The organism is Streptomyces niphimycinicus (assembly GCF_018883605.1).
In the GTDB taxonomy this organism is placed as follows: domain Bacteria; phylum Actinomycetota; class Actinomycetes; order Streptomycetales; family Streptomycetaceae; genus Streptomyces; species Streptomyces niphimycinicus.
Map to the genome: position 1 here is coordinate 36,217 of NZ_JAHLEM010000082.1, position 20,761 is coordinate 56,977.

General features: G+C 70.9%; 21 protein-coding genes. 11 read left to right on the forward strand and 10 right to left on the reverse strand.

Annotation, left to right across the window (positions count from 1 at the left end):
- Positions 1–102 precede the first annotated feature (102 nt).
- Complete coding sequence (locus KN815_RS09815) at positions 103–1,425, reverse strand: gluconate:H+ symporter (protein ID WP_216341373.1); 1,323 nt, start codon at positions 1,423–1,425, stop codon at positions 103–105.
- A 180-nt stretch (positions 1,426–1,605) separates the two neighbouring features.
- On the reverse strand, positions 1,606–2,784 hold the full coding sequence (locus KN815_RS09820) for an L-talarate/galactarate dehydratase (protein WP_216341374.1): 1,179 nt from the start codon (positions 2,782–2,784) through the stop codon (positions 1,606–1,608).
- Positions 2,785–2,935: 151 nt separating this feature from the next.
- Here KN815_RS09820 and KN815_RS09825 point away from each other — a divergent pair, with 151 nt between their 5' ends.
- From KN815_RS09825 to KN815_RS09840, 4 genes are all read left to right on the forward strand, one after another.
- Complete coding sequence (locus tag KN815_RS09825) at positions 2,936–3,847, forward strand: LysR substrate-binding domain-containing protein (RefSeq protein WP_216341375.1); 912 nt, start codon at positions 2,936–2,938, stop codon at positions 3,845–3,847.
- Positions 3,844–5,133, forward strand: coding sequence for an MFS transporter (locus tag KN815_RS09830; protein ID WP_216341376.1), 1,290 nt, complete (start codon positions 3,844–3,846; stop codon positions 5,131–5,133). The genes KN815_RS09825 and KN815_RS09830 overlap by 4 nt, the downstream gene beginning before the upstream one ends.
- A gap of 72 nt (positions 5,134–5,205) precedes the next feature.
- A complete protein-coding gene (locus KN815_RS09835; protein WP_216341377.1) occupies positions 5,206–5,730 on the forward strand; it encodes a DUF2867 domain-containing protein in 525 nt (174 codons plus the stop codon).
- Positions 5,731–5,813: 83 nt separating this feature from the next.
- The gene (locus KN815_RS09840; protein WP_216341378.1) at positions 5,814–7,070 is read left to right on the forward strand and encodes a cytochrome P450; all 1,257 of its coding nucleotides are present in this window, start codon (positions 5,814–5,816) and stop codon (positions 7,068–7,070) included.
- Between the two features lie 34 nt (positions 7,071–7,104).
- Here the strand turns inward: KN815_RS09840 and KN815_RS09845 are convergent, their stop codons facing one another.
- Positions 7,105–7,674, reverse strand: coding sequence for an ATP-binding protein (locus KN815_RS09845; RefSeq protein WP_253208867.1), 570 nt, complete (start codon positions 7,672–7,674; stop codon positions 7,105–7,107).
- 198 nt (positions 7,675–7,872) lie between these two features.
- Between KN815_RS09845 and KN815_RS09850 the strand changes: the two genes are divergently transcribed.
- The 4 genes from KN815_RS09850 (at position 7,873) to KN815_RS09865 (ending at position 11,821) form a co-directional block, all read left to right on the forward strand.
- Entirely contained in the window at positions 7,873–8,640 is a 768-nt protein-coding gene (locus KN815_RS09850) for an IclR family transcriptional regulator (protein ID WP_216341379.1), read from the forward strand.
- A gap of 43 nt (positions 8,641–8,683) precedes the next feature.
- Positions 8,684–10,189, forward strand: a complete 1,506-nt coding sequence (gene glpK / locus KN815_RS09855; RefSeq protein WP_216341380.1) for a glycerol kinase GlpK — start codon at positions 8,684–8,686, stop codon at positions 10,187–10,189.
- Between the two features lie 192 nt (positions 10,190–10,381).
- A complete protein-coding gene (locus tag KN815_RS09860) occupies positions 10,382–10,783 on the forward strand; it encodes an SseB family protein (protein ID WP_014058204.1) in 402 nt (133 codons plus the stop codon).
- A 201-nt stretch (positions 10,784–10,984) separates the two neighbouring features.
- A complete protein-coding gene (locus tag KN815_RS09865; RefSeq protein ID WP_216341381.1) occupies positions 10,985–11,821 on the forward strand; it encodes an undecaprenyl-diphosphate phosphatase in 837 nt (278 codons plus the stop codon).
- Positions 11,822–11,826: 5 nt separating this feature from the next.
- Here the strand turns inward: KN815_RS09865 and KN815_RS09870 are convergent, their stop codons facing one another.
- Positions 11,827–12,936: an alkene reductase gene (locus KN815_RS09870; RefSeq protein ID WP_216341382.1), complete on the reverse strand. Its 1,110-nt coding sequence runs from the start codon at positions 12,934–12,936 to the stop codon at positions 11,827–11,829.
- Positions 12,937–13,026: 90 nt separating this feature from the next.
- On the opposite strand from KN815_RS09870, the gene KN815_RS09875 reads away from it, so the two are divergent.
- Together KN815_RS09875 and KN815_RS09880 are read left to right on the forward strand one after the other, a co-directional pair.
- Complete coding sequence (locus tag KN815_RS09875; protein ID WP_216341383.1) at positions 13,027–13,968, forward strand: sigma-70 family RNA polymerase sigma factor; 942 nt, start codon at positions 13,027–13,029, stop codon at positions 13,966–13,968.
- Positions 13,961–14,305: a hypothetical protein gene (locus tag KN815_RS09880; RefSeq protein WP_216341384.1), complete on the forward strand. Its 345-nt coding sequence runs from the start codon at positions 13,961–13,963 to the stop codon at positions 14,303–14,305. Before KN815_RS09875 ends, KN815_RS09880 begins: the two co-directional genes overlap by 8 nt.
- A 52-nt stretch (positions 14,306–14,357) precedes the next feature.
- Here the strand turns inward: KN815_RS09880 and KN815_RS09885 are convergent, their stop codons facing one another.
- The 6 genes from KN815_RS09885 to KN815_RS09910 form a co-directional block, all read right to left on the reverse strand.
- The gene (locus KN815_RS09885; protein WP_216341385.1) at positions 14,358–15,212 is read right to left on the reverse strand and encodes an oxidoreductase; all 855 of its coding nucleotides are present in this window, start codon (positions 15,210–15,212) and stop codon (positions 14,358–14,360) included.
- Positions 15,209–16,084: a helix-turn-helix transcriptional regulator gene (locus KN815_RS09890; RefSeq protein WP_216341386.1), complete on the reverse strand. Its 876-nt coding sequence runs from the start codon at positions 16,082–16,084 to the stop codon at positions 15,209–15,211. The genes KN815_RS09885 and KN815_RS09890 overlap by 4 nt, the downstream gene beginning before the upstream one ends.
- 107 nt (positions 16,085–16,191) lie before the next feature.
- On the reverse strand, positions 16,192–17,508 hold the full coding sequence (locus KN815_RS09895; protein ID WP_216341387.1) for an MFS transporter: 1,317 nt from the start codon (positions 17,506–17,508) through the stop codon (positions 16,192–16,194).
- A gap of 2 nt (positions 17,509–17,510) precedes the next feature.
- On the reverse strand, positions 17,511–18,878 hold the full coding sequence (locus KN815_RS09900) for an NAD(P)/FAD-dependent oxidoreductase (RefSeq protein ID WP_253208868.1): 1,368 nt from the start codon (positions 18,876–18,878) through the stop codon (positions 17,511–17,513).
- Between the two features lie 117 nt (positions 18,879–18,995).
- Positions 18,996–19,586 carry a helix-turn-helix domain-containing protein gene (locus tag KN815_RS09905; protein ID WP_216341388.1) on the reverse strand — a complete coding sequence of 197 codons (591 nt, stop codon included), beginning with the start codon at positions 19,584–19,586 and terminating at the stop codon, positions 18,996–18,998.
- A 120-nt stretch (positions 19,587–19,706) separates the two neighbouring features.
- A complete protein-coding gene (locus tag KN815_RS09910) occupies positions 19,707–20,285 on the reverse strand; it encodes a TetR/AcrR family transcriptional regulator (protein ID WP_216341389.1) in 579 nt (192 codons plus the stop codon).
- A gap of 145 nt (positions 20,286–20,430) precedes the next feature.
- On the opposite strand from KN815_RS09910, the gene KN815_RS09915 reads away from it, so the two are divergent.
- A partial coding sequence (locus KN815_RS09915) for an SDR family oxidoreductase (protein WP_216341390.1) occupies positions 20,431–20,761 on the forward strand: 331 nt, incomplete at its 3' end.

A 20,761-nucleotide genomic window follows, 5' to 3' on the forward strand; every position in this document is an offset into this window, starting at 1 on the left:
GCGTCCTTGGGGTCGGTGTCGGAGCGGTCGGTGTCGGAGCGGTCGGTGTCGGAGCGGTCGGTGTCGGAGCGGTCGGTGTCGGAGGGGTCGCACAGGGAGGGTTCAGATGATGGCTTCGATGGCCAGCACACCGCCGAGGCCGAGGACCGCGAGCACGGTGGTGTAGGTGGTGCGTGCCTTGATGGCGTCGATGACGGAGAGGTTGAAGTACTCCTTGAACATCCAGAAGCCGGGGTCGTTCACATGGCTGAAGGCGATCGATCCACAGGAGACGGCGAGGACCATCAGCTCGGGGTGGACTCCGCTGTTCTCCAGGAGCGGCTGCACCACACCGGCGGCGGTGACCACGGCGACCGTAGCCGATCCGAGCGCCACCCGCAGGACGACGGCGATGAGCCAGGCGAGGATGATCGGCGAGATGGACCAGCCGTCGGTGAGGTCCTTGATGTAGTCGGAGATCCCGCCCTCGACCAGGACCTCCTTGAACGCGCCGCCGGCCCCGATGACCAGCAGGATCATCGCCATCGCCTGGGCCGCCGAGTTGCAGGAGGCGCTGACCTCGGCCAGGCTCCGGCCGATCCGGGGGCCGAACGCCCACGCCGCCAGCAGCAGGGTCAGCAGCAGGGCGATCGGCGCGGAGCCGATGAAGGCGATGGCGTGCAGGGCGGGGCTGTCGCCGGACACCGCCATATCGGTCACCGCGGCGCCGGCGATCAGCACCACCGGGACCAGGGCCACCGACAGCGACCAGCCGAGGCCCGGCATCTCCTCCTCGGTGAAGGTGCGCTCGCTGACCAGGCCCTTGGGGATCTCGGGGTCCATCCGCCGGACGAACGGGAGCCGCGGCCACACCAGGGCGATCAGCGCACCGGCCGGAACGGCGATGAACAGCCCGTAGAACAGGGTCAGACCGACGGAGGCGTGGAAGGTCGAGGCCACGGCGGTGGGTCCGGGGTGCGGCGGCAGAAAGCTGTGCATGGTCGACAGGGCGATCGACATCGGAAGCCCGACCCACAGCAGGTTCTTGCGGGTGACCCGGACGATGGTGAACGCCACCGGCACGATGATGACGAAGGCGACCTCGTAGAACATGGTCACGCCGATGAGCATGGCGGTGACCACCATCGCCACCTGGACCCAGCGCAGTCCGAAGGTGTCGATGAGGGTGTTGGCTATCCGCTGGGCCGCGCCGCAGTCGCCCATGACCCGGCCGACCATGGCGCCGAGACCGACGACGAGCATGGTGTCGCCGATCTGACCCCCGACGCCCTCTCCGAGGACATCGGGGATCTTCTCCACCTCGACCCCCCGCACCAGCGCGACACCGACGGCCACGAGGAGCAGGGCGATGAAGCCGTTGAGCTTCAGCTTGGTCATGAGGAACAGAAGGATCACCACGCTGATTCCGACGACGACAAGAGGCATGTCTTCAGTTCCCCTTTGAACTGGGGCCGGTGAGCTGGAGGCTCGAGCGGATCGCCACACGGGAAAAGGAGTCCACGTACATGCACTCCGTCTATATATGAAGATGGAGGCTAGAGGGGTGAACACCGCTGGTCAATGGGTGTGCCAGGGATTCACGATCGGCGTCGGTGTGAACCGGACTTACCGGGTGCCGAATTCGGCCTTGGCTCCCGTCCAGGCGCGGGCCTGCTCGCTGAGGGTGATACCGAGGCCGGGCCGTGCGGACACCCGCATCCGGCCGTCGCTGATCTGGAGCCGCTCGTTGAACAGCGGCTCCAGCCAGTCGAAATGCTCCACCCATGGCTCGTGCGGATAGGCGGCCGCGAGATGGAGGTGGATCTCCATCGCGAAGTGCGGGGCGAGCTGGAGATGGTGCTGTTCGGCGAGGGTGGCCAGCTTGAGGAACTGGGTGATGCCACCGATGCGCGGTGCGTCGGGCTGAATGATGTCCGCCGCGTTGTGACGTATCAGCTCCCAGTGTTCGGCGACGCCGGCCAGCATCTCCCCGGTGGCCACGGGGGTGTCCAGCGAGGCGGCGAGGGCCGCGTGGCCCAGTGCGTCATAGGCGTCCAGCGGCTCCTCGATCCAGACCAGGCCGAACTCCTCGAAGGCGCGCCCCATGCGCTGTGCGGTGGGCCGGTCCCACTGCTGATTGGCGTCGACCATCAGCGGCACCTCGTCGCCCAGGTGCTCCCGTACGGCGGTCAGCCGGCGCAGGTCCTCCTTGCCGTCCGGCTGCCCCACCTTGATCTTGATGCCGCCGATTCCGCTGGCCAGGGAGGCCGTGGCGTTCTCCAGAACCTGCTCGGTCGGCGTGTGCAGAAAGCCGCCCGAGGTGTTGTAGCAGCGGACGGTGTCGCGGTGCGCGCCCAGCAGCTTGGCCAGCGGCAGCCCGGCCCGCTTGGCCTTGAGGTCCCACAGGGCGATGTCGAAGGCCGCCACCGCCTGGGTGGACAGCCCGCTGCGGCCCACGGAGGCACCGGCCCACACCAGCTTGGTCCAGATCTTGCCGATGTCGCTGGGGTCCTCACCGAGGAGGGTGGGCGCGATCTCCTGGGCGTGGGCGAACTGGCCGGGTCCTCCCGCGCGCTTGGAGTAGCTGAAGCCGATGCCCTGGTGTCCCTCCTCGGTGGCGAGTTCGACGAAGAGGAAGGCCACCTCCGTCATCGGCTTCTGGCGCCCGGTGAGAACCTTGGCGTCGCTGATGGGCGTGGCCAGGGGAAGCACGACCGAGGACACTCGGATCCAGGAGACCCGGTCGAGGGTCGCCTCACCTGGCTGCTGCGCGGCGTGCGTTGCCGTATGCGATGTGGTCACCACGTGTTGTCCCTGTGTGTGGGCCCGTATGCGGGGCGAGTGGATATCGCCGGATCCGCCCCGGGGCGGCCGGCGAGCTCCTTTGCAAGCTAAGGTCGCCGGACGATCTACGTCTAACTTAAAATTGGCATGCGTTGATACCGGGAGAGCATCGTTGTTCACGCTCATGCAACTCATCAGCTTTGTGACGGTCGCCGAGGAGCTGCATTTCACCCGGGCCGCGGAGCGGCTGAAGATGACCCAGCCGCCGCTGAGCCGCCAGATCCAGTTGCTGGAGACCGAGTTGCGGGTCCAGTTGCTGGAGCGCACCAACCGCTCGGTGCGGCTCACCCCCGCGGGACGCGCCTTCCTCACCGAGGCCCGCCGTATCCTGCGCCAGTCCGAGCACGCGGTCCTCGCCGCCCGGCAGGTGGCGACGGGCGAGGCGGGGTCCATCGCCATCGGCTTCACGGCGGCCAGCGCCCATTCCGTACTCGGCACCCTGATGGAGATCGCCCGTGCGGCCATGCCGGGCGCGGAGATCACTCTGCGCGAGATGGTCACCCGGGACCAGTTGGAGGCCGTCACCGAGCAGAGCCTGGACCTGGGCCTGGTGCGGCCCTCGGTCACCGGACCGGATCTGCGGTCCCGGCCCGCGGCCCGGGAGCGGCTGCTCGCCGCCCTGCCGACGGGACATCCGCTGGCGGCCGGCGAAGGGCCGCTCCAGGTGGCCGACTTCGACGGGCAGGATCTGCTGATGTACTCGCCCATCGAGGCGCGCTACTTCAACGAGCTGCTCATCAGCATCTTCCGCGCCGCACACGCCACCCCGGTCTTCTCCCAGTATCTGAGCCAGGTCCACACCATCCTGGCCCTGGTGAACGGCGGCTGGGGAGTGGCCCTGGTCCCGGAGACCGCCGCCCGGCCCGGCTACCCGAACATCGTCTTCAAATCGGTGGAACTGGCCACTCCGGAGCCGGTAGAACTCAACCTCGTGTGGCGTAAGAACAACGACAATCCGGCCCTGCACGCGCTGCTCCGCCACGCGGCCGCCCTTCTCCCCGACCAAGGAGACCGACCGTCGTGACACCCAGAACCTCCGGTGGTCTGCTGCGGCGCCACCGTGACTTCCGGCTGCTGTGGTGCGGTGAGACCGCCGGGAAGTACGGTGCCGCCGTCACCGGAGTGGCGATGCCGCTGATCGCGGTCACCACCTTGCACGCGGACACCTTCGAGGTCGGGCTGCTGACCGCCGCGAGCTGGGCCCCCTGGCTGGTCATCGGCCTTCCCGCGGGGGCCTGGGTGGACCGGTGGCGCCGAAGGCCGGTCATGCTGGCGGCCGCCGCGGTCTCGCTGGTGCTCTTCGCGGGTGTTCCGGCGGCCGCCTGGTGCGGTCTGCTGAGCATCCCACTGCTGCTGGCCGTCGCCCTGTTGACGGGCACGGCCGCGGTGTTCTTCCAGACCGCCTACAGCGCGTATCTCGCCGGCCTCCTGGACTCCGAGGACCAGCCCGAGGGCAACGCCAAACTGCATGGCAGCGCGTCCGCGGCGCAGATCGCCGGCCAGGGCTCCGGCGGTCTGATCGCACAGCTCGCGGGCGCGGTCAACGGCATGTTCGTCAACGCCGCGACCTTTCTGGTCTCCCTTGTCTGCCTGACCGGCATCGGCTTCCGCGAACCGCGCGTCCCCCGGGCCGAGCGCCCGCCCCGGGCGCTGGCCCATGAGGTGGCCGAGGGTCTGCGGCTGATCGCCCGCGACCGGTGGCTGCGCACCCTGACGCTCTTCGCGGCCGCGTCCAACCTGGCGCTGATGGGATACCAGTCGATCCGGGTGGTCTTCCTGGTCCGTACCGTCGGTCTGTCCCCCGGGCTGGTCGGTGGGCTCATCGCGGCCGTCAGCCTCGGCGGCGTCGCCGGGGCGTTCTGCGCCCGCCGTGTCGCCGCCCGGGTCGGCGACGCCCGGGCGACGCTCCTGTTCGAGCTGGGGCTGGCCGTGGGCGCGCTGTTCATGCCGATGACCGCCGAGGGGCCGTGGGTCGTGCTGTTCGTGGCGGGCGGCTTCTGTGTCACCGCCGGTGTGGTGGCCGGCAATGTGCTCAAGGCGGGCTTCCAGCAGCGCTACTGCCCACCGGAGCTGCTCGGCCGGCTCACCGCGTCATCGGCGTTCGTCAGCTATGGAACGCTCCCCCTGGGAGCGCTGCTCGGCGGTGCGCTCGGCACCGCGCTGGGTCTCCGGGCCGCCATGTGGATCACCACGGCGGGCATTCCGCTGGCCGGGCTGATCCTGCTCTTCTCCCCCATCCGGCGCTCCCGGGACCTTCCGGCGTCCGCGCCGGTCCAGCCACATCATGATGAAGCCCCGGTCACGTCATGAAGCCCCTGTGACGTCATGAAGCCCCGGTCACGTCGTGAAGTCCCGCTCATGTCATGAAAAGGAGCTGTTCCCATGACCACTCCCCCGGCCGCTCCTCGCGCCCGACGCACCGCGGTGCCCGGGGCGCTGGCGGCCCGCGACGACCTCGCGGATGCCCACTATGCCTCGGCGTTCGCCTTACCGGTCCCCCGGGCCGGGTCCCTGACCGCCGAGCAGTGGGCGCGGGCCGTCTTCGAGGGCGCTCCGGCTCCGCTGCGGCGGTTCCTCGTCCTGGGCTGGACGCTGGGGCTCGGCCTCCGGCTGGGCCCCAGGACGTCGCCACGACATGTCCTGGGGTGGGCCGTCTCGGATGCGGCGGACCACTCGCTGACCCTCACCGCCCGCTCCCCGCTGGTGCTCACGCACAACGTCGTGGCCATCGAGGACGCGAGGGTCCTGTGGGCGACCTTCGTACGGTTCGACCGGCCCGTCGGCCGCCCGCTGTGGGCCCTGGCCGCGCCGGTCCACCACCGGACGGTTCCGCGTCTCCTCGGGCGCGCGGCGCGAGATGCCGCGTCGGCCGGGGAAACCACCCGCGGTGACGGCCGGTTGCCTTGAGGCCCGGCCGCGTAGCCCGGCCCAGCGGCCCGAGCTACGCTCAAAAGGGAGGGACTCGGTTCGCCTTCGAAGGGAGCGTTTCCGTGTCCGTCACATCACGCGCGTCGACTCCGGCGCCGCTGCCCAGAGATCGCGACTGCCCCTTCGACCCGCCCGGTGCCTACGAGGCGCTGCGCGCGGAGGGCGGGGCCAGCCGGCTGGCCTTTCCGGACGGCAAGTCGGGCTGGCTGCTCACCCGGCACGAGGACGTGGCGCAGTTGCTGGCGGACGAGCGGTTCAGCTCGGACCGCCGCCGGATCTCCTCGCCGGTGCACGCGTTTCCGGTCCGCCCGGACGATCGCCGCATGCTGGGCTCGTTCATCGGCATGGATCCACCCGAGCACACCCGCTACCGGCGGCTGCTGAGCAAGTGGTTCACCGCCCGGGGGATGCGGCGGCTCCAGCCCCGGATCGAGGAGATCGTCGACGGCCATCTGGCCGCGATGGAGGGCGCCGGTCCGCCGGCCGACCTGGTGACGTCCTTCGCCCAGCCGATCCCGTCGCTGGTGATCTGCGAGCTGCTGGGGGTGCCGTACGAGGACCGGGGCGACTTCCAGCGCTGGGCCGCCGTTCTGCTCCGGATCGGCCAGAGCGAGGAGGAGGTCTACGCGGCCCGGGACGCGCTGTGGGAGTACATGCGGGAGCTGATCGACACCAAGCGGCGGCGGCCGGACGAGGCGCTGCTCTCCCGTCTGGTCAACGGCGAGCACGGCGCGCCCGGCGGCTCCGGCACCGCCACGGCGGCCGGGCTGACCGACGAGGAGCTGACCGGTGTGGGGCTGCTGCTGCTCATCGCGGGCCATGAGACGACCGCGAACATGCTGGCCCTTGGCACCTACGCGCTGCTGCGCCACCCCGGGCAGTCGCGCCTGGTGCGGGAGCGGCCCGAGGTGATCGACCACGCGGTCGAGGAGCTGCTGCGGTATCTGACCATCGTCCAGTTCGGGACGGTACGGGTCGCCCGGGAGGATCTTGAGATCGCCGGGGCGCGGGTGCGGGCCGGGGAGACGGTCGTCGGGTCGCTCGCCTCGGCCAACCGGGACCCCTCGCGGTTCTCCGACCCCGACACCCTGGACGTCACCCGCGAGACGGCCGATCAGATCGCCTTCGGCCATGGCATCCACCAGTGCCTGGGCCAGCATCTGGCGCGGATGGAGATGCGGACGGGCTTTCCCGCCCTGCTGCGGCGCTTCCCCACACTGCGCCTGGCGGTGCCGCCCGACGAGGTGCCCCTGCGCCACGACATGCTGATCTACGGCGTCCATCGGCTCCCGGTCACCTGGGACCGGGCCGCCGGTTAGGGCCTTTCTGACGGATCTCCGTGGGAGAAGGACCCTAGGCGACCGGCAGATCCGCCCACCAGGTGATGCCCTCATGGCAGGAGTGGCTGCCGTGGCGCGTGGACAGCGCGGTGACGATCTCGAGCCCGCGGCCGTGCTCATCGGGCTCCAGGTCCTCGTCCGCCCGCTGACCGGCCGGCACCGGACCGCCGTCGGTCACCTCGATGCGCAGGCCGGCGGAGCCCTCGCACTCGGTCCAGCGCAGCCGCAGCACGGCCGGGGGCAGGGCGTGCAGGATCGCGTTGGTGACCAGTTCCGAGATCACCATGAGCGCCTCGTCGAGGCAGTCGTCCGACAGCTCCCATTCGGTCAGCAGCGCGTGCGCCCGCCGCCGCACGGTGGCGACGGCCTCGCAGATATGCGGGACCGGGAGGACATGGCCCTCTCCCGCGTCCGCCTCGTCCGCCGGGGGCCGGTCGGGGACCTCGCCGCAGGTCACCACCGGCGCCAGCAGGGGGTTCGGTTCCGGCGCCTGGGAGCCGACGAGACGGGCGCCGTTGAACTCGACGGTCTCCGCGGCCTGCCCGGTGACGCCGGGCTTCGGGTAGCTCAGTTGTTCCGCCACGTCTCCTCCTCTCCGAGCCGGGTGGGTTGTCTGGGCCGGGCACCCTTCGGGCCGCCTTTTGGCATCCTGGTCTTCTTGTCCCGATACGGACGCTATGGCCCCTCTCCACCGGGGTCAACGAATCCGAGTCGGCATTACCGAACGTTCGGCGTTTTCGCCGACAGGCTGTGCCACTGGCCGAAGAGCTACGATCGCGTCATGGCCGGCCCGGTGCAGTCCATCGAGCGGGCGGCGGCGATTCTGCGGCTGCTCGCCCAGGGCTCCGGTCGGCTCAGTCTGGGCGAGGTGGCCGCCTCGCTCGGCCTCGCGAAAGGCACCGCGCACGGCATTCTGCGCACGCTCCAGAGCGTCGACTTCGTCGAACAGGACAAGGCGACGGGGAAGTACCAGCTCGGCGCGGCGCTGCTGCACCTGGGGACCAGCTATCTCGACATCAACGAGCTGCGGTCCCGCTCCATCAACTGGACCGACGCCCTGGCCGCCCGCAGCGGTGAGGCGGTCCGGCTCGGAGTGCCCCTGGAGGGCAAGGTCCTCATCGTCCACCACGTCTTCCGGCCCGATGACACCTTCCAGACCCTGGACGTGGGCTCGCTGCTGCCCCTGCACGCCAGCGCGCTGGGCAAGATCCTGCTGGCATACGGGGCGACCCCGCTGGAGCCGCTCATGGAAACCGAACCGGAGAACTACACCCGTCACACCCTCGTCTCTCCCCAGCAGCTCAGCCGGGCGATGGGTGAGATCCGCGAGAACGGGTGGGCGGTCGCGACCGAGGAGATGATGGTGGGCGAGGCCGATATCGCCGCGCCGATCCGCGGACAGGGCGGCCTGGTGGTGGGCGCAGTCGGCATCTCCGGCGCCGTGGACCGCCTCTGCGACGGCAAGGGCCGCCCGCATCCCTCACTCGTCGGGCTGACGCGCGACGCCGCCCGGGCGATCTCCCGCGATCTCGGCGCGACCCGCTGGTGACGCCCCATGCCCTGCTCGAACCCGCCCGAAGGCAGGCCAGGCCATGGTTGAACGCTATGTGATCTCCATCGACCAGGGCACCACGTCCACCCGGTGCATCCTCTTCGACCACCAGGGACGGCTGGTCTCGGTCGGCCAGCGAGAACATGAGCAGTACTTCGCCAAGCCCGGCTGGGCCGAGCACGACCCCGCCGAGATCTGGTCCCATCTGCGCCGGGTCGTCGTGCCGCGGGCCCTGGAGGGCGCCGGGATCGGGCCCGAGCAGATCGCGGCCATCGGCATCGCCAATCAGCGCGAGACCACGGTGGTCTGGGACCGGCGCACCGGCGATCCGGTGTGCCACGCCATCACCTGGCAGGACACCCGCACCAGCGGCTATGTGGAGGAGCTGCGGCGGACCACCGGTGACGACTTCTTCCTCGAACGCTGCGGCCTGTCCCCCACGACCTACTTCTCGGCGCCACGGCTGCGCTGGCTGTTCGACCATGTCGACGGTTTGCGCGAGCGTGCGGGGCGCGGGGACGTGCTGTTCGGCACGATGGAGAGCTGGCTGATCTGGAACCTCACCGGCGGGCCCGACGGCGGGCTGCACCTCACCGACGCCACCAACGCCAGCCGCACCATGCTGATGAACATCCGCAGCCTGACCTGGGACGATGAGCTGCTGGCCTATTTCGATGTGCCCCGGGCGATGCTGCCGGAGATCCGCCCCTCCGCCGAGCGCTACGGCATGGCCCGCGCGCTGCTGCCGCAGGTCCCGATCTGCGCCGCGCTCGGCGATCAGCAGGCGGCGCTGTTCGGACAGACGTGTTTCGCCGGCGGCGAGGCGAAGTGCACCTATGGCACCGGCAGCTTCCTCCTGCTCAACACGGGCACCGAGCTCGTACGGTCCCGGCACGGGCTGCTGACCACGGTGGGCTACAAGCTCGGCGACGAGCCGACGGTCTACGCCCTGGAGGGCCCGATCGCCGTCACCGGCTCGCTGGTGCAGTGGTTCCGCGACCGCCTGGGCATGATCCACAGCGCCCCCGAGATCGAGACCCTGGCCCGCGGCGTCGAGGACAACGGCGGCTGCTATATCGTCCCCGCCTTCTCCGGGCTCTTCGCCCCGCACTGGCGCAGCGACGCGCGCGGGGTGATCGTCGGGCTCACCTCGTACATCACCAAGGGACATCTGGCCCGGGCCGTCCTGGAGGCCACCGGCTGGCAGACCCGGGAGGTGGTCGACGCCATGAACGCGGACTCGCCCCAACCGCTGCGGCAGCTCAAGGTGGACGGCGGGATGACGTCGAACAATCTGCTGATGCAGTTCCTGGCGGATGTCCTGGACCTGCCCGTGGTGCGCCCCATGGTCTCCGAGACCGTCTCCCTCGGGGCCGCCTACGCCGCCGGGCTCGCCTCCGGCTACTGGCCCGATCTGGAGGGGCTGCGGCGCAACTGGCACCGCGCGGCCCAGTGGATGCCCACGATGGACCCCGCGCGGCGGGAGGCGGAGTACGAGAACTGGCGGCGGGCGGTCGAGCGGTCGCTGGGCTGGGCCAGGTCGTAGCCCGGGGCACCTTCCCGGGCGGGCCATATCGGCCCCAGTGGGCCCCAACGGGCCCCCGGGAAAGAATCGAGCGCGAGGGGGACGTGTGAGTTCCATGAGGCGGGGTATTCGAGCCAGCCGCGGCTGTCGAAGCCAGTCGCTCTGGGACCCAGAAACCCATGAAGACCCAAAACCCGATCCATGGACGGAATCATGACCAGCCCTTCCGATGAAAACGTCTCCGCCACCCAGCAGGCCCTCGGCGAGCTGGCGGCCGACCGGGCGGACGAGTCGGCGCTGAACACCCTTGCCAACAGTGAGGTCCTCCTCCCCTCCGCCGAGAGCGGAGAGGAGACCGACCCCCAGGCCGTGACCCTGCCCGTGTTCCAGCAGGAGGACGGGGCTCAGCTCGTACCGGTCTTCACCACTCCGGCCCGGATGCACCAGGCCCTGCCCCAGATCGAGCGGTACCACCTGGTGCCGCTGGGCGCGCTGGCCCAGGGATGGCCCTCCGAGGAGCTCTCCCTGACCATCGACGCGGGTGCCCCGGAGGCCGTCACCCTCTCGGCCACCGGCGTACGGAGCCTGCTCAGCGGTTCCGGTCCGGCCGCCTGACCTTTTCGGCCGCGGCGGCCCGTGCCCTGCTCTCCGCGGGCGCGGGCCGCGGCGATGCCCGGATGATTTCGGAGCCGCCCCTCCCCCACGATCGCGGCGGACCGCCGTGGGCCGCCCGTCGATTGGTCACCTTCCCGATCCATCGTCTACAGTCTCGTAGACATTCACTGGTTGCGGAAAGACACCGGCGGGACGGATCACGTGAGCGCGATCAACATCGGACAGGCCGTGGTTCTCGGCGTCGTCGAGGGGGTCACGGAGTTCCTCCCGGTCTCCTCCACCGGCCACCTCAAGATCACTGAGGGGCTGATGGACATCCCGGTGGACGACAAGTCCGTCGTCGCGTTCACCGCGGTGATCCAGGTCGGTGCCATCGCCGCCGTCCTGCTGTACTTCTTCCGCGACATCCGGCGCTTCGCCACCGCATGGGGCCGGGGGCTGGTCAACCGCGAGGAGCGGTACCACCACGACTACAAGTTCGCCTGGTGGGTCATCTACGCCACGATCCCCATCGTGGTCGTGGGCCTGGCGGCCAAACCGCTGATCGAAGGCCCGCTCGCCTCCTTGTGGGTGGTGGCCGCCTCGCTGATCGTGGGCAGCGGGCTGATGTGGCTGGCCGACCGGATGGGCCGCCACAAGCGCGGGGAGGACGACACCAGCCTCAAGGACGCGATGCTGGTCGGCTCCTCGCAGATCCTCGCGCTGCTCTTCCCCGGCTTCTCCCGCTCGGGCGCCACGATGTCCACCGGCCTCATCCTCGACCTGGACCGCGTGGCCGCCACCCGGCTCTCCTTCTTCCTGGGCATTCCGTCGCTGACCGGCGCCGGTCTGTACGAGCTCAAGGACGCCATGGGCGGTGGCGTGAGCACGGTGCCGCTCGCGGTGGGCACGGTGGTGTCCTTCGCCGTGGCCTACGCCTCGATCGCCTGGCTGCTGAAGTTCGTCGCCAAGCATTCGTTCAACGCCTTCGTGATCTACCGGATCGTCATCGGCCTGGCACTGTTCGGACTGCTCGGCTCGGGCGTCCTCAACGCCTGACGCCGTCACTCGGTCACCACCGGATAGTCGATGTAGCCGCCCGCCCCGCCGGTGTAGTACGTCCCCGGGTCGCCCGCCGCCAGCTCGTGGTCCAGGGCGAACCGGACCACGAGGTCGGGGTTGGCCACGAAGTGCGTGGCGTAGGAGACGGCGTCCGCGAGCCCCGCCTCGATCACGGCGTTCCCGCTCTCCCGGCCGAAGCCATGGTTGGCGATCAGCGGGCCGTCGAAGAGGCGCCGGTAGCGGGCGAAGGCGTCATGGCCGGGGGCGGCATCCGGCGCGGCGGGGGCCGGTCCCCGCAGATGCAGATAGGCCACGGGCTGGTCGCTCAGCTCCGCCACGAGCGCGTCGTAGTCGGCGAGCGTCCGCTCATCGGCGGTGAACCGCTCGGCGGTCCAGTACGGCGACAGGCGGACGCCCACCCGGCGGCCGTCCCAGGCGGCGGCCACCGCGTCGACGATCTCCATCAGCAGCCGCCGCCTTCCGGCCGGGTCGTGGCCGTAGGCATCGTGGCGGCGGTTCAGCCGCGGATTGAGGAACTGCGGGATCTGGAACGAGCCGAGGGCGTGGATCTCGACTCCGTCGAAACCGGCGCGGCGGGCGTTTGCCGCGGCGGCGCCGTAGTCCGCGACCGTCTCCCGGATCTCCGTGATCGTCATCTCCCGCGGGGTGACCGTCTCCTTGGGCCCACCGGGCGTGTAGGAGCGTTCCCGGGGATCGACCGCCGAGGGGCCGGCCGGAAGGGCTCCCCCGAGGTGGTCGGGGTGCGAGGCGGCGCCGGTGTGCCATAGCTGGAGCACGATCCGGCCCCCGAGGGCGTGGACGGTGTCGGTGACCCGCCGCCACCCGCCGACCTGCTCCTCGCTGTAGACACCGGGGACGTTCGGGAAGCCGATGGCCCGCTCGCTGACCCAGGTCCCCTCGGTGATGATCAGCCCGGCCCCGGCCCGCTGGCCGTAGTAGGCCGCGTGCATACCGTTCGGGACCAGCCCCTCGCCCGTGGCCCGGGCCCGGGTCATGGGGGCCATCACCACCCGGTTGGGCAGCCGGAGGTCCCCCAGGTCCGCGGGGCGCAGCAGCGGCTGGTCCAGGACGGTCGGACAGGTGGTGCTCATGGTGTCTCTCCTCATCACCTCGGCCTGGTCACCCCGGCCGCGTGGGATACGTCTGAAGAGGTGACGGAGCACGGCGACGAAAGGTGACCGATGGACGGGCGGAAGCCGGGGGACGGACAGCACCCGCAGGACGGGCTGGCGGAGCGGTTCGAGAGGCACCGCGGCCCGCTGCGGGCGGTCGCCTACCGGATGCTCGGCTCGCTCGGCGAGGCGGACGACGCCGTCCAGGAGACCTGGCTGCGGCTCAGCCGCGCCGACGCCGAGGCGGTCGGGAACCTGTCCGGCTGGCTGCGCACGGTCGTCTCCCGGATCTGCCTGGACATGCTGCGCTCCCGCACCGCGCGCCGGGAGGAACCGGTCGGGCAGGAGCTGCCCGACCTGGCCCGGGACACCGGGGACGGCGGCGATCCGGAGGAGGAGGCGGTGCTGGCCGACTCGGTCGGCAGGGCGCTGCTCGTGGTGCTGGACACGCTGGGCCCGGCCGAGCGGATCGCCTTTGTGCTGCACGATGTGTTCGCGGTGCCGTTCGATGGGATCGCGCCCATCGTGGAGCGGTCACCGGTCGCCGCGAAGAAGCTCGCCAGCCGCGCCCGCCAGAAGGTACGGGGTGTCGCGGCGGTACCCCGCGCCGAACTCGACCGGCAGCGGCGCACCGTCGATGCCTTTCTCGCCGCCGCGCGGGGCGGGGACATGGCGGCGCTGCTCGCGGTGCTGGACCCGGATGTCGTACGGCGTGCCGACCGCGCCGCCCTGCCCGAGGGGGCGCCGACGGTGGCCCGCGGTGCGCGGGCGGTGGCGGAGGAGACCGCCGGGTTCGCACCGAGGTCGCGGTTGGCGGAGCCCGCGTTGGTGAACGGGGCGGTGGGGATCGTCGTGGCCCCGCGCGGCCGGCTGCTGCTCGCCCTGGCCCTCACCGTCGAGGACGAGCGGATCACCGCGTACGAGGTGATCGCCGACCCCGGGCGGCTGAGCCGCCTCGAATTGGGGCTCCTCGACGAGGTGCGGCCACAGGTAACCTCGGCCCATGGGTGATGTGTTGCCGTATCTGATCGTCGCCGGGGTGCTCGCCGCGCTCATGGGCTTCCTCGGCTGGGTGGCGTCCCTCGCCCGTCGGCGCGGTGCGACCGGCACGGCCCTGCGGGCGGCCCTGGCCTCCCATGACGAGGCGTTCCGGGTGACCGCCCATGACTCCCACCACGAGATCCTGGCGCAGGCGGAGCGCAAGGCGCCGGTCCTCTCCCCCGACGGTCAGTGGACGCCGAGCCACGCCGTCGCGGGTCCGGGGGACCGTCGGCCCTTTGGAGCGCGGGCTTCCCGGACCCGGCGGGGGCTGCTGCGCCGGTGGGGCCGCCGGGTGCGGGGGCGCTGACGGCTCGGTGAGCCGGCGGGCCCAGCGCGCGGCCACGGGGTAATCGGCGGCCCTAGGACGAGGCCACGGGATAGTCGGCTCCGAGGGTGACATCGCGCCAGGCGTCGAAGCCGGCCCTGAGGGAGTCCAGCCTGGCCTGGGCGATGTCATAGGCGGCCTTGCCCAGCAGCAGCCGCAGTGGGGGCTCCTCCGCCTCCACCGCACCGATGATGGCCTGGCTCGCCCGGGCCGGGTCCCCGGGCTGGTGGCCGTAGGTGGCCAGGGTGCTGGTGCGCCGCGCGCCCGCGCTCTCGGCGTAGTCGTCGATGGTGACGGCGGACTGCCGCATGGAGGGGCCGGACCAGTTGGTGCGGAAGGCGGCGGGTTCGACGATCGTCACCTTGATGCCCAGCGGGGCCACTTCGGCGGCGAGCGATTCGGAGAGGCCCTCCACGGCGAACTTGGTGGCGTGGTAGTAGCCGGTGGCGCCGAAGGCGGCCAGGCCGCCGAGCGAGGAGATGTTCACGATGTGGCCGGCGCGGCGGGCGCGCATGCCCGGCAGCACCGCCCGGGTGACGTCCACCAGGCCGAAGACATTGGTGTCGAACAGGGCCCGGACCTCCTCGTCCTCGCCCTCCTCGAGAGCGGCGAGATAGCCGTAGCCCGCGTTGTTGACCAGTACGTCGATGAGGCCGAAGGCGGTTTCCGCCTCCTTGACGGCCTCCGCCACCTGGTCCTTGTCGGTGACGTCGAGTGCCAGGGCCAGCGCGCGGTCCCCGTGCCCGGCGACGATGTCGGCCAGTTGCCCGGGGTCGCGGGCGGTGACCGCCGCGCGGTGGCCATGGTCGAGGACGGCGGTGGCGAGTGCCCGGCCCAGACCGGTGGAACAGCCGGTGATGAACCAGACGGGCGAGTCGATCACGTTCATGCGGAAGAGTCCTTCGTCGTGGTGCTCATGGTGTCGTGGGGCGTCTCCACCGCGTCGGCGGCGAGGCTGCCCAGCAGGGACAGCGCCTGTTCTGACGGGCTGCCCGGTTCGGCCTGGTAGACGACGAGCTGCTGGCCGGGGGCGCTGTTCACGGTCAGCGCCTCGTACTCCAGCGTCAGCTCCCCGACCAGACGGTGCCGGAAGCGCTTGGTCTCATGGGTCTTCTGACGGATGTCATGGCGGGCCCACAGCCGCCGGAACGCCTCGCTCTTCAGGGACAACTCGCCGACGACGGCGATCAGTTCGGGGTCCTCCTCGTCGGTCCCGGCCGCCGCGCGGAGCCCGGCGACGGTGTTGACCGCCACCCGCTCCCAGTCGGGGTAGAACTCCCGCGCGTCCGGGTCGAGGAAGACCAGCCGCATCAGGTCCCGGCTGTGGGTATGCCCGTCGAACAGGGCCCTGCCCAGGGTGTTGTGGGCCAGTACGGTCAGACAGCGCCCCAGGACGACGGCCGGTGTCCGCGGCCAGCCCTCCATCATCCGCAGCAGGGTCGGGCTCACCCGCTCCCGCCGCGCGGCCGGGCGGCGCCGGGCGGGGGCCGGACGGGCCAGCCGGTGCAGATGGGCGACCGCGTCCTCCTCCAGCACCAGGGCCCGGGCCAGCGCCTCGGTCACCTGAGCCGAGGGATGCCGCTCCCGGCCCTGCTCCAGCCGTATGTAGTAGTCGGTACTGACCCCCGCCAGCAGGGCGACCTCCTCGCGGCGCAGCCCCGCCACCCGGCGCCGGCCGGCGGGCCGGATGTCCACGTCCTCGGGCCGCACCAGTTCACGGCGGGCGCGCAGAAAGCGCCCCAGAGGGTTCTCGCTGTCCATGAAATCGAGCCTAGACCGGGGAAAGCGGCATCCGGAGCCCGCAAGGTGGCCGCGCTACTCCTAGGCTGGGCCGGGAGGTGCCGCCCGATGGGCGGCGCCCGCCCTGGCTACGCCGCTCGTGAGCGTTTCAGCAGTGCCAGGGAGCAGATGAGGGACACCGCCACCAGCGCCATCTGGTAGATCACGACCGGCACGATCGAGCCACCGGTCGAGCGCAGCAGCCACTCGCCGACCAGCGGCGCCGTACCGCCGATGAGCGCGGAACAGAGCTGGTAGGAGAGGGAGATACCGGTGTAGCGCACGGAGATCGGGAAGGCGGCGGCGAGCAGTCCGGCCAGGATCGCGTAGTTCATCGCGCCGGTGATGCCCAGCAGGCAGATGCCGAGCCCCACGATGACCGGCTGGGTCGTCGAGACACACGCGTACATCACCGGGACCAGCGCGAAGTTGAGGCTCAGCAGGGCCGCCACGGTGCGGCGCGGGCCGAAGCGGTCGGCCAGCAGCACCCCGAAGGGCTGGGTGAAGAACTGGATGACGCTGTAGACGAGCAGCACGTTCAGCATGGTGGAGCGCTCCATGCCAAGGCCGCCGGTGGACCAGGACAGGACGAAGGTGGTGATGAAGTAGGTGGCGGCGATGCCGATGGAGCTGGCGAGCACACCGAGGGCGAGGGTTCCGGGGTGGCGGGTGACCAGCTCCCGCAGGGGGACCTTCGCGACCCGCTTCTCGTCGCGCAGCCGGGCGAACTCCGGGGACTCCTCGACCTTGAGGCGCACGACGAGGCCGATGACCACCATCACGGCGGAGAAGAGGAACGGAACGCGCCAGCCCCAGGCGTCGAAGTCGTCGTCCGGCAACTGGGTGAGCAGCGCGAACATCCCGGTGGCCAGGATCGATCCGGCCGGTGACCCCTGCTGGGCGAAGGCGCCGAACGACAGCGCCTTTCCCTTGGGGGCGTGTTCGCTGGCGATGAGGACGGCGCCGCCCCATTCGCCGCCGACCGCGATGCCCTGCACCATGCGCAGCAGCACCAGCGCGATGGGCGCGGCGACACCGACCTCGTCGTAGCCGGGGAGCAGCCCGATCAAGGTGGTGGCGATGCCCATCATGAGCAACGTGGTGACCAGGGTCTTCTTCCGGCCGATCCGGTCGCCGAGGTGGCCGAAGACGATGCCGCCGATCGGCCGGGCGAGGAATCCGAGCCACAGGCTGCCGAACGCCTCCAGCGCGCCGGTGGTGTCACCGCCGCCACCGAAGAAGATCTTGCCGAGGACGAGCGCGGACGCGGTGGAGTAGATGTAGAAGTCGTACCACTCGACGGTGGTGCCGATGAACGAGGCGAGACCCGCCTTGCGGGCGATCCGCTCACGGTCGGTGGCCGGGGCGCGGTCCGTGACCGCGGCGGTGGCGGTGGGCTTGCTCATGGTCAGCGTCCAGAGATGCGGTCGGCGAGACGGGCGATGGGCGATGTGGTGGTGCGGCCGGAGGACTCGGAGCGGTCGGCGGCGCGGTACGCGGCGTACATGCCGTGCACCCCGATCCACCGGAACGGTTCGGGCTCCCATCGACGGGTGCGGTGGCCGACCCAGGGCAGCGCGGTCAGCTCGGTGGAACGGCCGAGCAGCAGATCGGAGAGGGTGCGTCCGGCGAGGTTGGTGGCGGCCACGCCATGGCCGACGTATCCGCCCGCGAAGCCGAGACCGGTGGCCGGGTCGTAGTCGATCGAGGCGCACCAGTCGCGGGGCACGGCCAGCACCCCCGACCAGGTGTGGTCGATGGCGGCCTCGGCGGTGTCCGGGAAGAGGCCGGTGAGGATCCGCCGCAGGGCGCGCACGGTGTCCGCGCCGGTCTGTCCGGCCCGGTCGGTGCGGGAGCCGAACTTGTAGGGCACGCCGCGGCCGCCGATGGCGATCCGGCCGTCCGCGGTGCGCTGTCCGTAGGTGTAGGCGTGGGTGGCGTCGCTGAGGAGTTCCTGCCCCGCCCAACCGAGCCGCTTCCACAGCTCGTCGGGGAGCGGTTCGGTGACGATCATCGAGGAGTTCATCGGCAGCCAGGTGCGCCGCTCTCCATCGATGCCGCTGGTGAACCCCTCGGTGGCGCGGACGATCCGGCCCGCGCGGATGGTGCCGAACGGGGTGCTGACCCGGCCTTGGGCGATGGCGGTGACGGGGGTGGACTCCAGGATCCGTACGCCCCGCGCCTCCACCGCGCGGGCCAGGCCCCGCACCAGCTTGGCCGGGTGGACCCGGGCGCAGTGCGGATTGTGGTAGCCGCCCAACGCCCCGTCCAGGCGCAGCCGCTCGGCGACCCGGGGTGCGCTCAGCCACTCCAGGTCCTGGGCGCCCCAGTGCCGCATCTGGTCGTACGCGGTGCGCAGCCGGGGCAGTTGGGCGGCGCCATGGGCGACGGTGAGATAGCCGCTCTTGACGATGTCGGCCTCGATGCCCTCGGTACGGGCCACCGAGATCACCTCGTCCACGGTGTGGATCATCTCCCGCTGGAGGGCGATGACGGCCTCGCGCCCGCGCTTCCTCGCATAGGTCCCGGCCGATCCGGCGATCTTGCAACTGAGCCAGCCGGCGTTCCGCCCCGAGGCGCCGAATCCGGCGAACTCCCGGTCCACGACGGTGATATCGAGATCGGGGGCGGCCTGCTTGAGGTAGTACGCGGTCCACAGCCCGGTGAAGCCCGCGCCCACGACGCACACATCGGTGGCGAGGTCGCCGTCGAGGGGCGGACGCCGTTCGGGGAAGCCGGTCTGGCGGTACCAGAAGGACACATTTCCGTTCAGCACTGCGGTACTCAGCCAATCGTGGTCGTACGGCCGCTGGTCGGGCGGCCTGGGGATGGCCCCGGTTTCGTCGCGGATCGAGGAGGGTGGACCGAGGAGCGTGGACCCAGGGGGTGCGGGTCAGTAGCTGGGTGGGCTGATCACCCACAGCACCCGGGCGGCCGCCGCGGCCGTCTCGCTCAGCCGGTGCGGTACGGCGGAGGAGTAGCGGATGCTGTCACCGGCCCCGAGGGTGAAGGAGCGGTCGCCGAGCTGGAGGGAGACCGTGCCCTCGAGTACGTAGAGGAACTCCTCCGAATCGCCGTGGCTGTAGAGGGTCTCCCCCGTGGAGCCGTGGGCGTCGAACTCCCCCAGGAACACCTCGAGATGGTGCTGCGGCCCCGGGGTCAGCCGGAACTTGCGCCCGCCGAGCACTCCGAGGGCGAGCCGGGGCGCCTCCTCGGCGCGCAGTACGCTGGGGCCGGTGGTGAAGTCGTCGCCGAACAGGTCGGCCACCTTCAGACCGAGCGCGGCGGCGACCTGCTGGAGGGTGGCGATGCTGGGGTTGGCCTGCCCGCGCTCTATCTGGCTCAGATAGCCCTCACTGATCGCGGCGGCCTCGGCGACGGTCCGCAGCGTCAGCCGTCGTGCCCTGCGCAGCGCACGCAGCCGGTCGCCTACGGACTCGTCGCCGGTACCGGCGGCCCGGTCCGTGGGGTGTTCGTTCTCCATGGCCGGACACGCTAAGAGCGCTGAGTGGCTGGCACAAGAGTCTGTACTGAAAACTCAGAAACCTTTACTGGCGGGTCCGGCGCCGCTGACGAGGTCCGGCACTACTGGCGGTATCCGGCGCTACTGGCGGGATCCGACGCTCAGTCCGTCCAGAGTGAGGTCGAGGAGCCGGTCGGCCCGCTCCCGCTGTTCGGGCTTCCCCGAGGCGAGGGCGATGCCGGTGAGAGCGGCGAACATGTCGGTCGCGCTGATGTCGGACCGGATCACCCCGGCCGTGACGGCGGCGTCCATCAGCCGGGAGAGCGCGTCCTGGATCATCTCGTGGCTCTGGGCGTACGGATTGACGCCCGACGCGACGACGCCCCGCAACGCGTCCGCCATGCCCAGCTTGGCGTTCGCGTAGTCCATGAAGCGGCCCAGCCACGCGCGCATCGCCTCGCGCGGGGGCAGGGTCGCCAGCAGCTCGGGGGCGGCATCACAGAGCCGGGCCAGCTCATTGCGGTAGGCGGCCTCGATCAGCAGCTCGCGGGTCGGAAAGTTCCGGTAGAGGGTGCCGGTGCCGACGCCCGCCTCCTTGGCGATGCGCTCGAGGTGGGCGTCCAGCCCTTCCTCGGCGAACACCCGCACCGCGGCGGAGAGGATCTTCTCCCGGTTGCGCTGTGCGTCGGCCCGCAGCGGACGCCCTGGATCCCTGACCATCGGTGGCTCTCCTCATTCCCCGGTTGCTAAGTGGAGGAGCATCCACTTAGTGTGGTTCGAGTGAAGTGGAGGCAGCTCCGCTTCCCACTGTAGGCCATCGCCGCCTCCCCTTTTTCCTGCAATCCTCCTGGAAGGACTCCCCATGATGTCCGGCATCGAAGGCAAGGTCATCGCCATTACGGGCGCCAGCAGCGGCATCGGCGAGGCCACCGCCCTGCTCCTCGCCGAGCGCGGCGCCAAGGTCGTCCTCGCCGCGCGGCGGTCGGACCGCATCGAGGCGCTGGCGGCCCGGATCACCGAGGCGGGCGGCGAGGCCGTCCCCGTCGTCACCGATGTGAAGCGGCGCGCGGATCTGTCCCGGCTGGTCGCGACGGCACGCGAGCGGTACGGAAAGCTCGATGTACTGGTCGGCAACGCCGGTATCAGCCCGATCTCCGCCCTCGACGATCTGCGCGTCGAGGACTGGGAGGAGATGG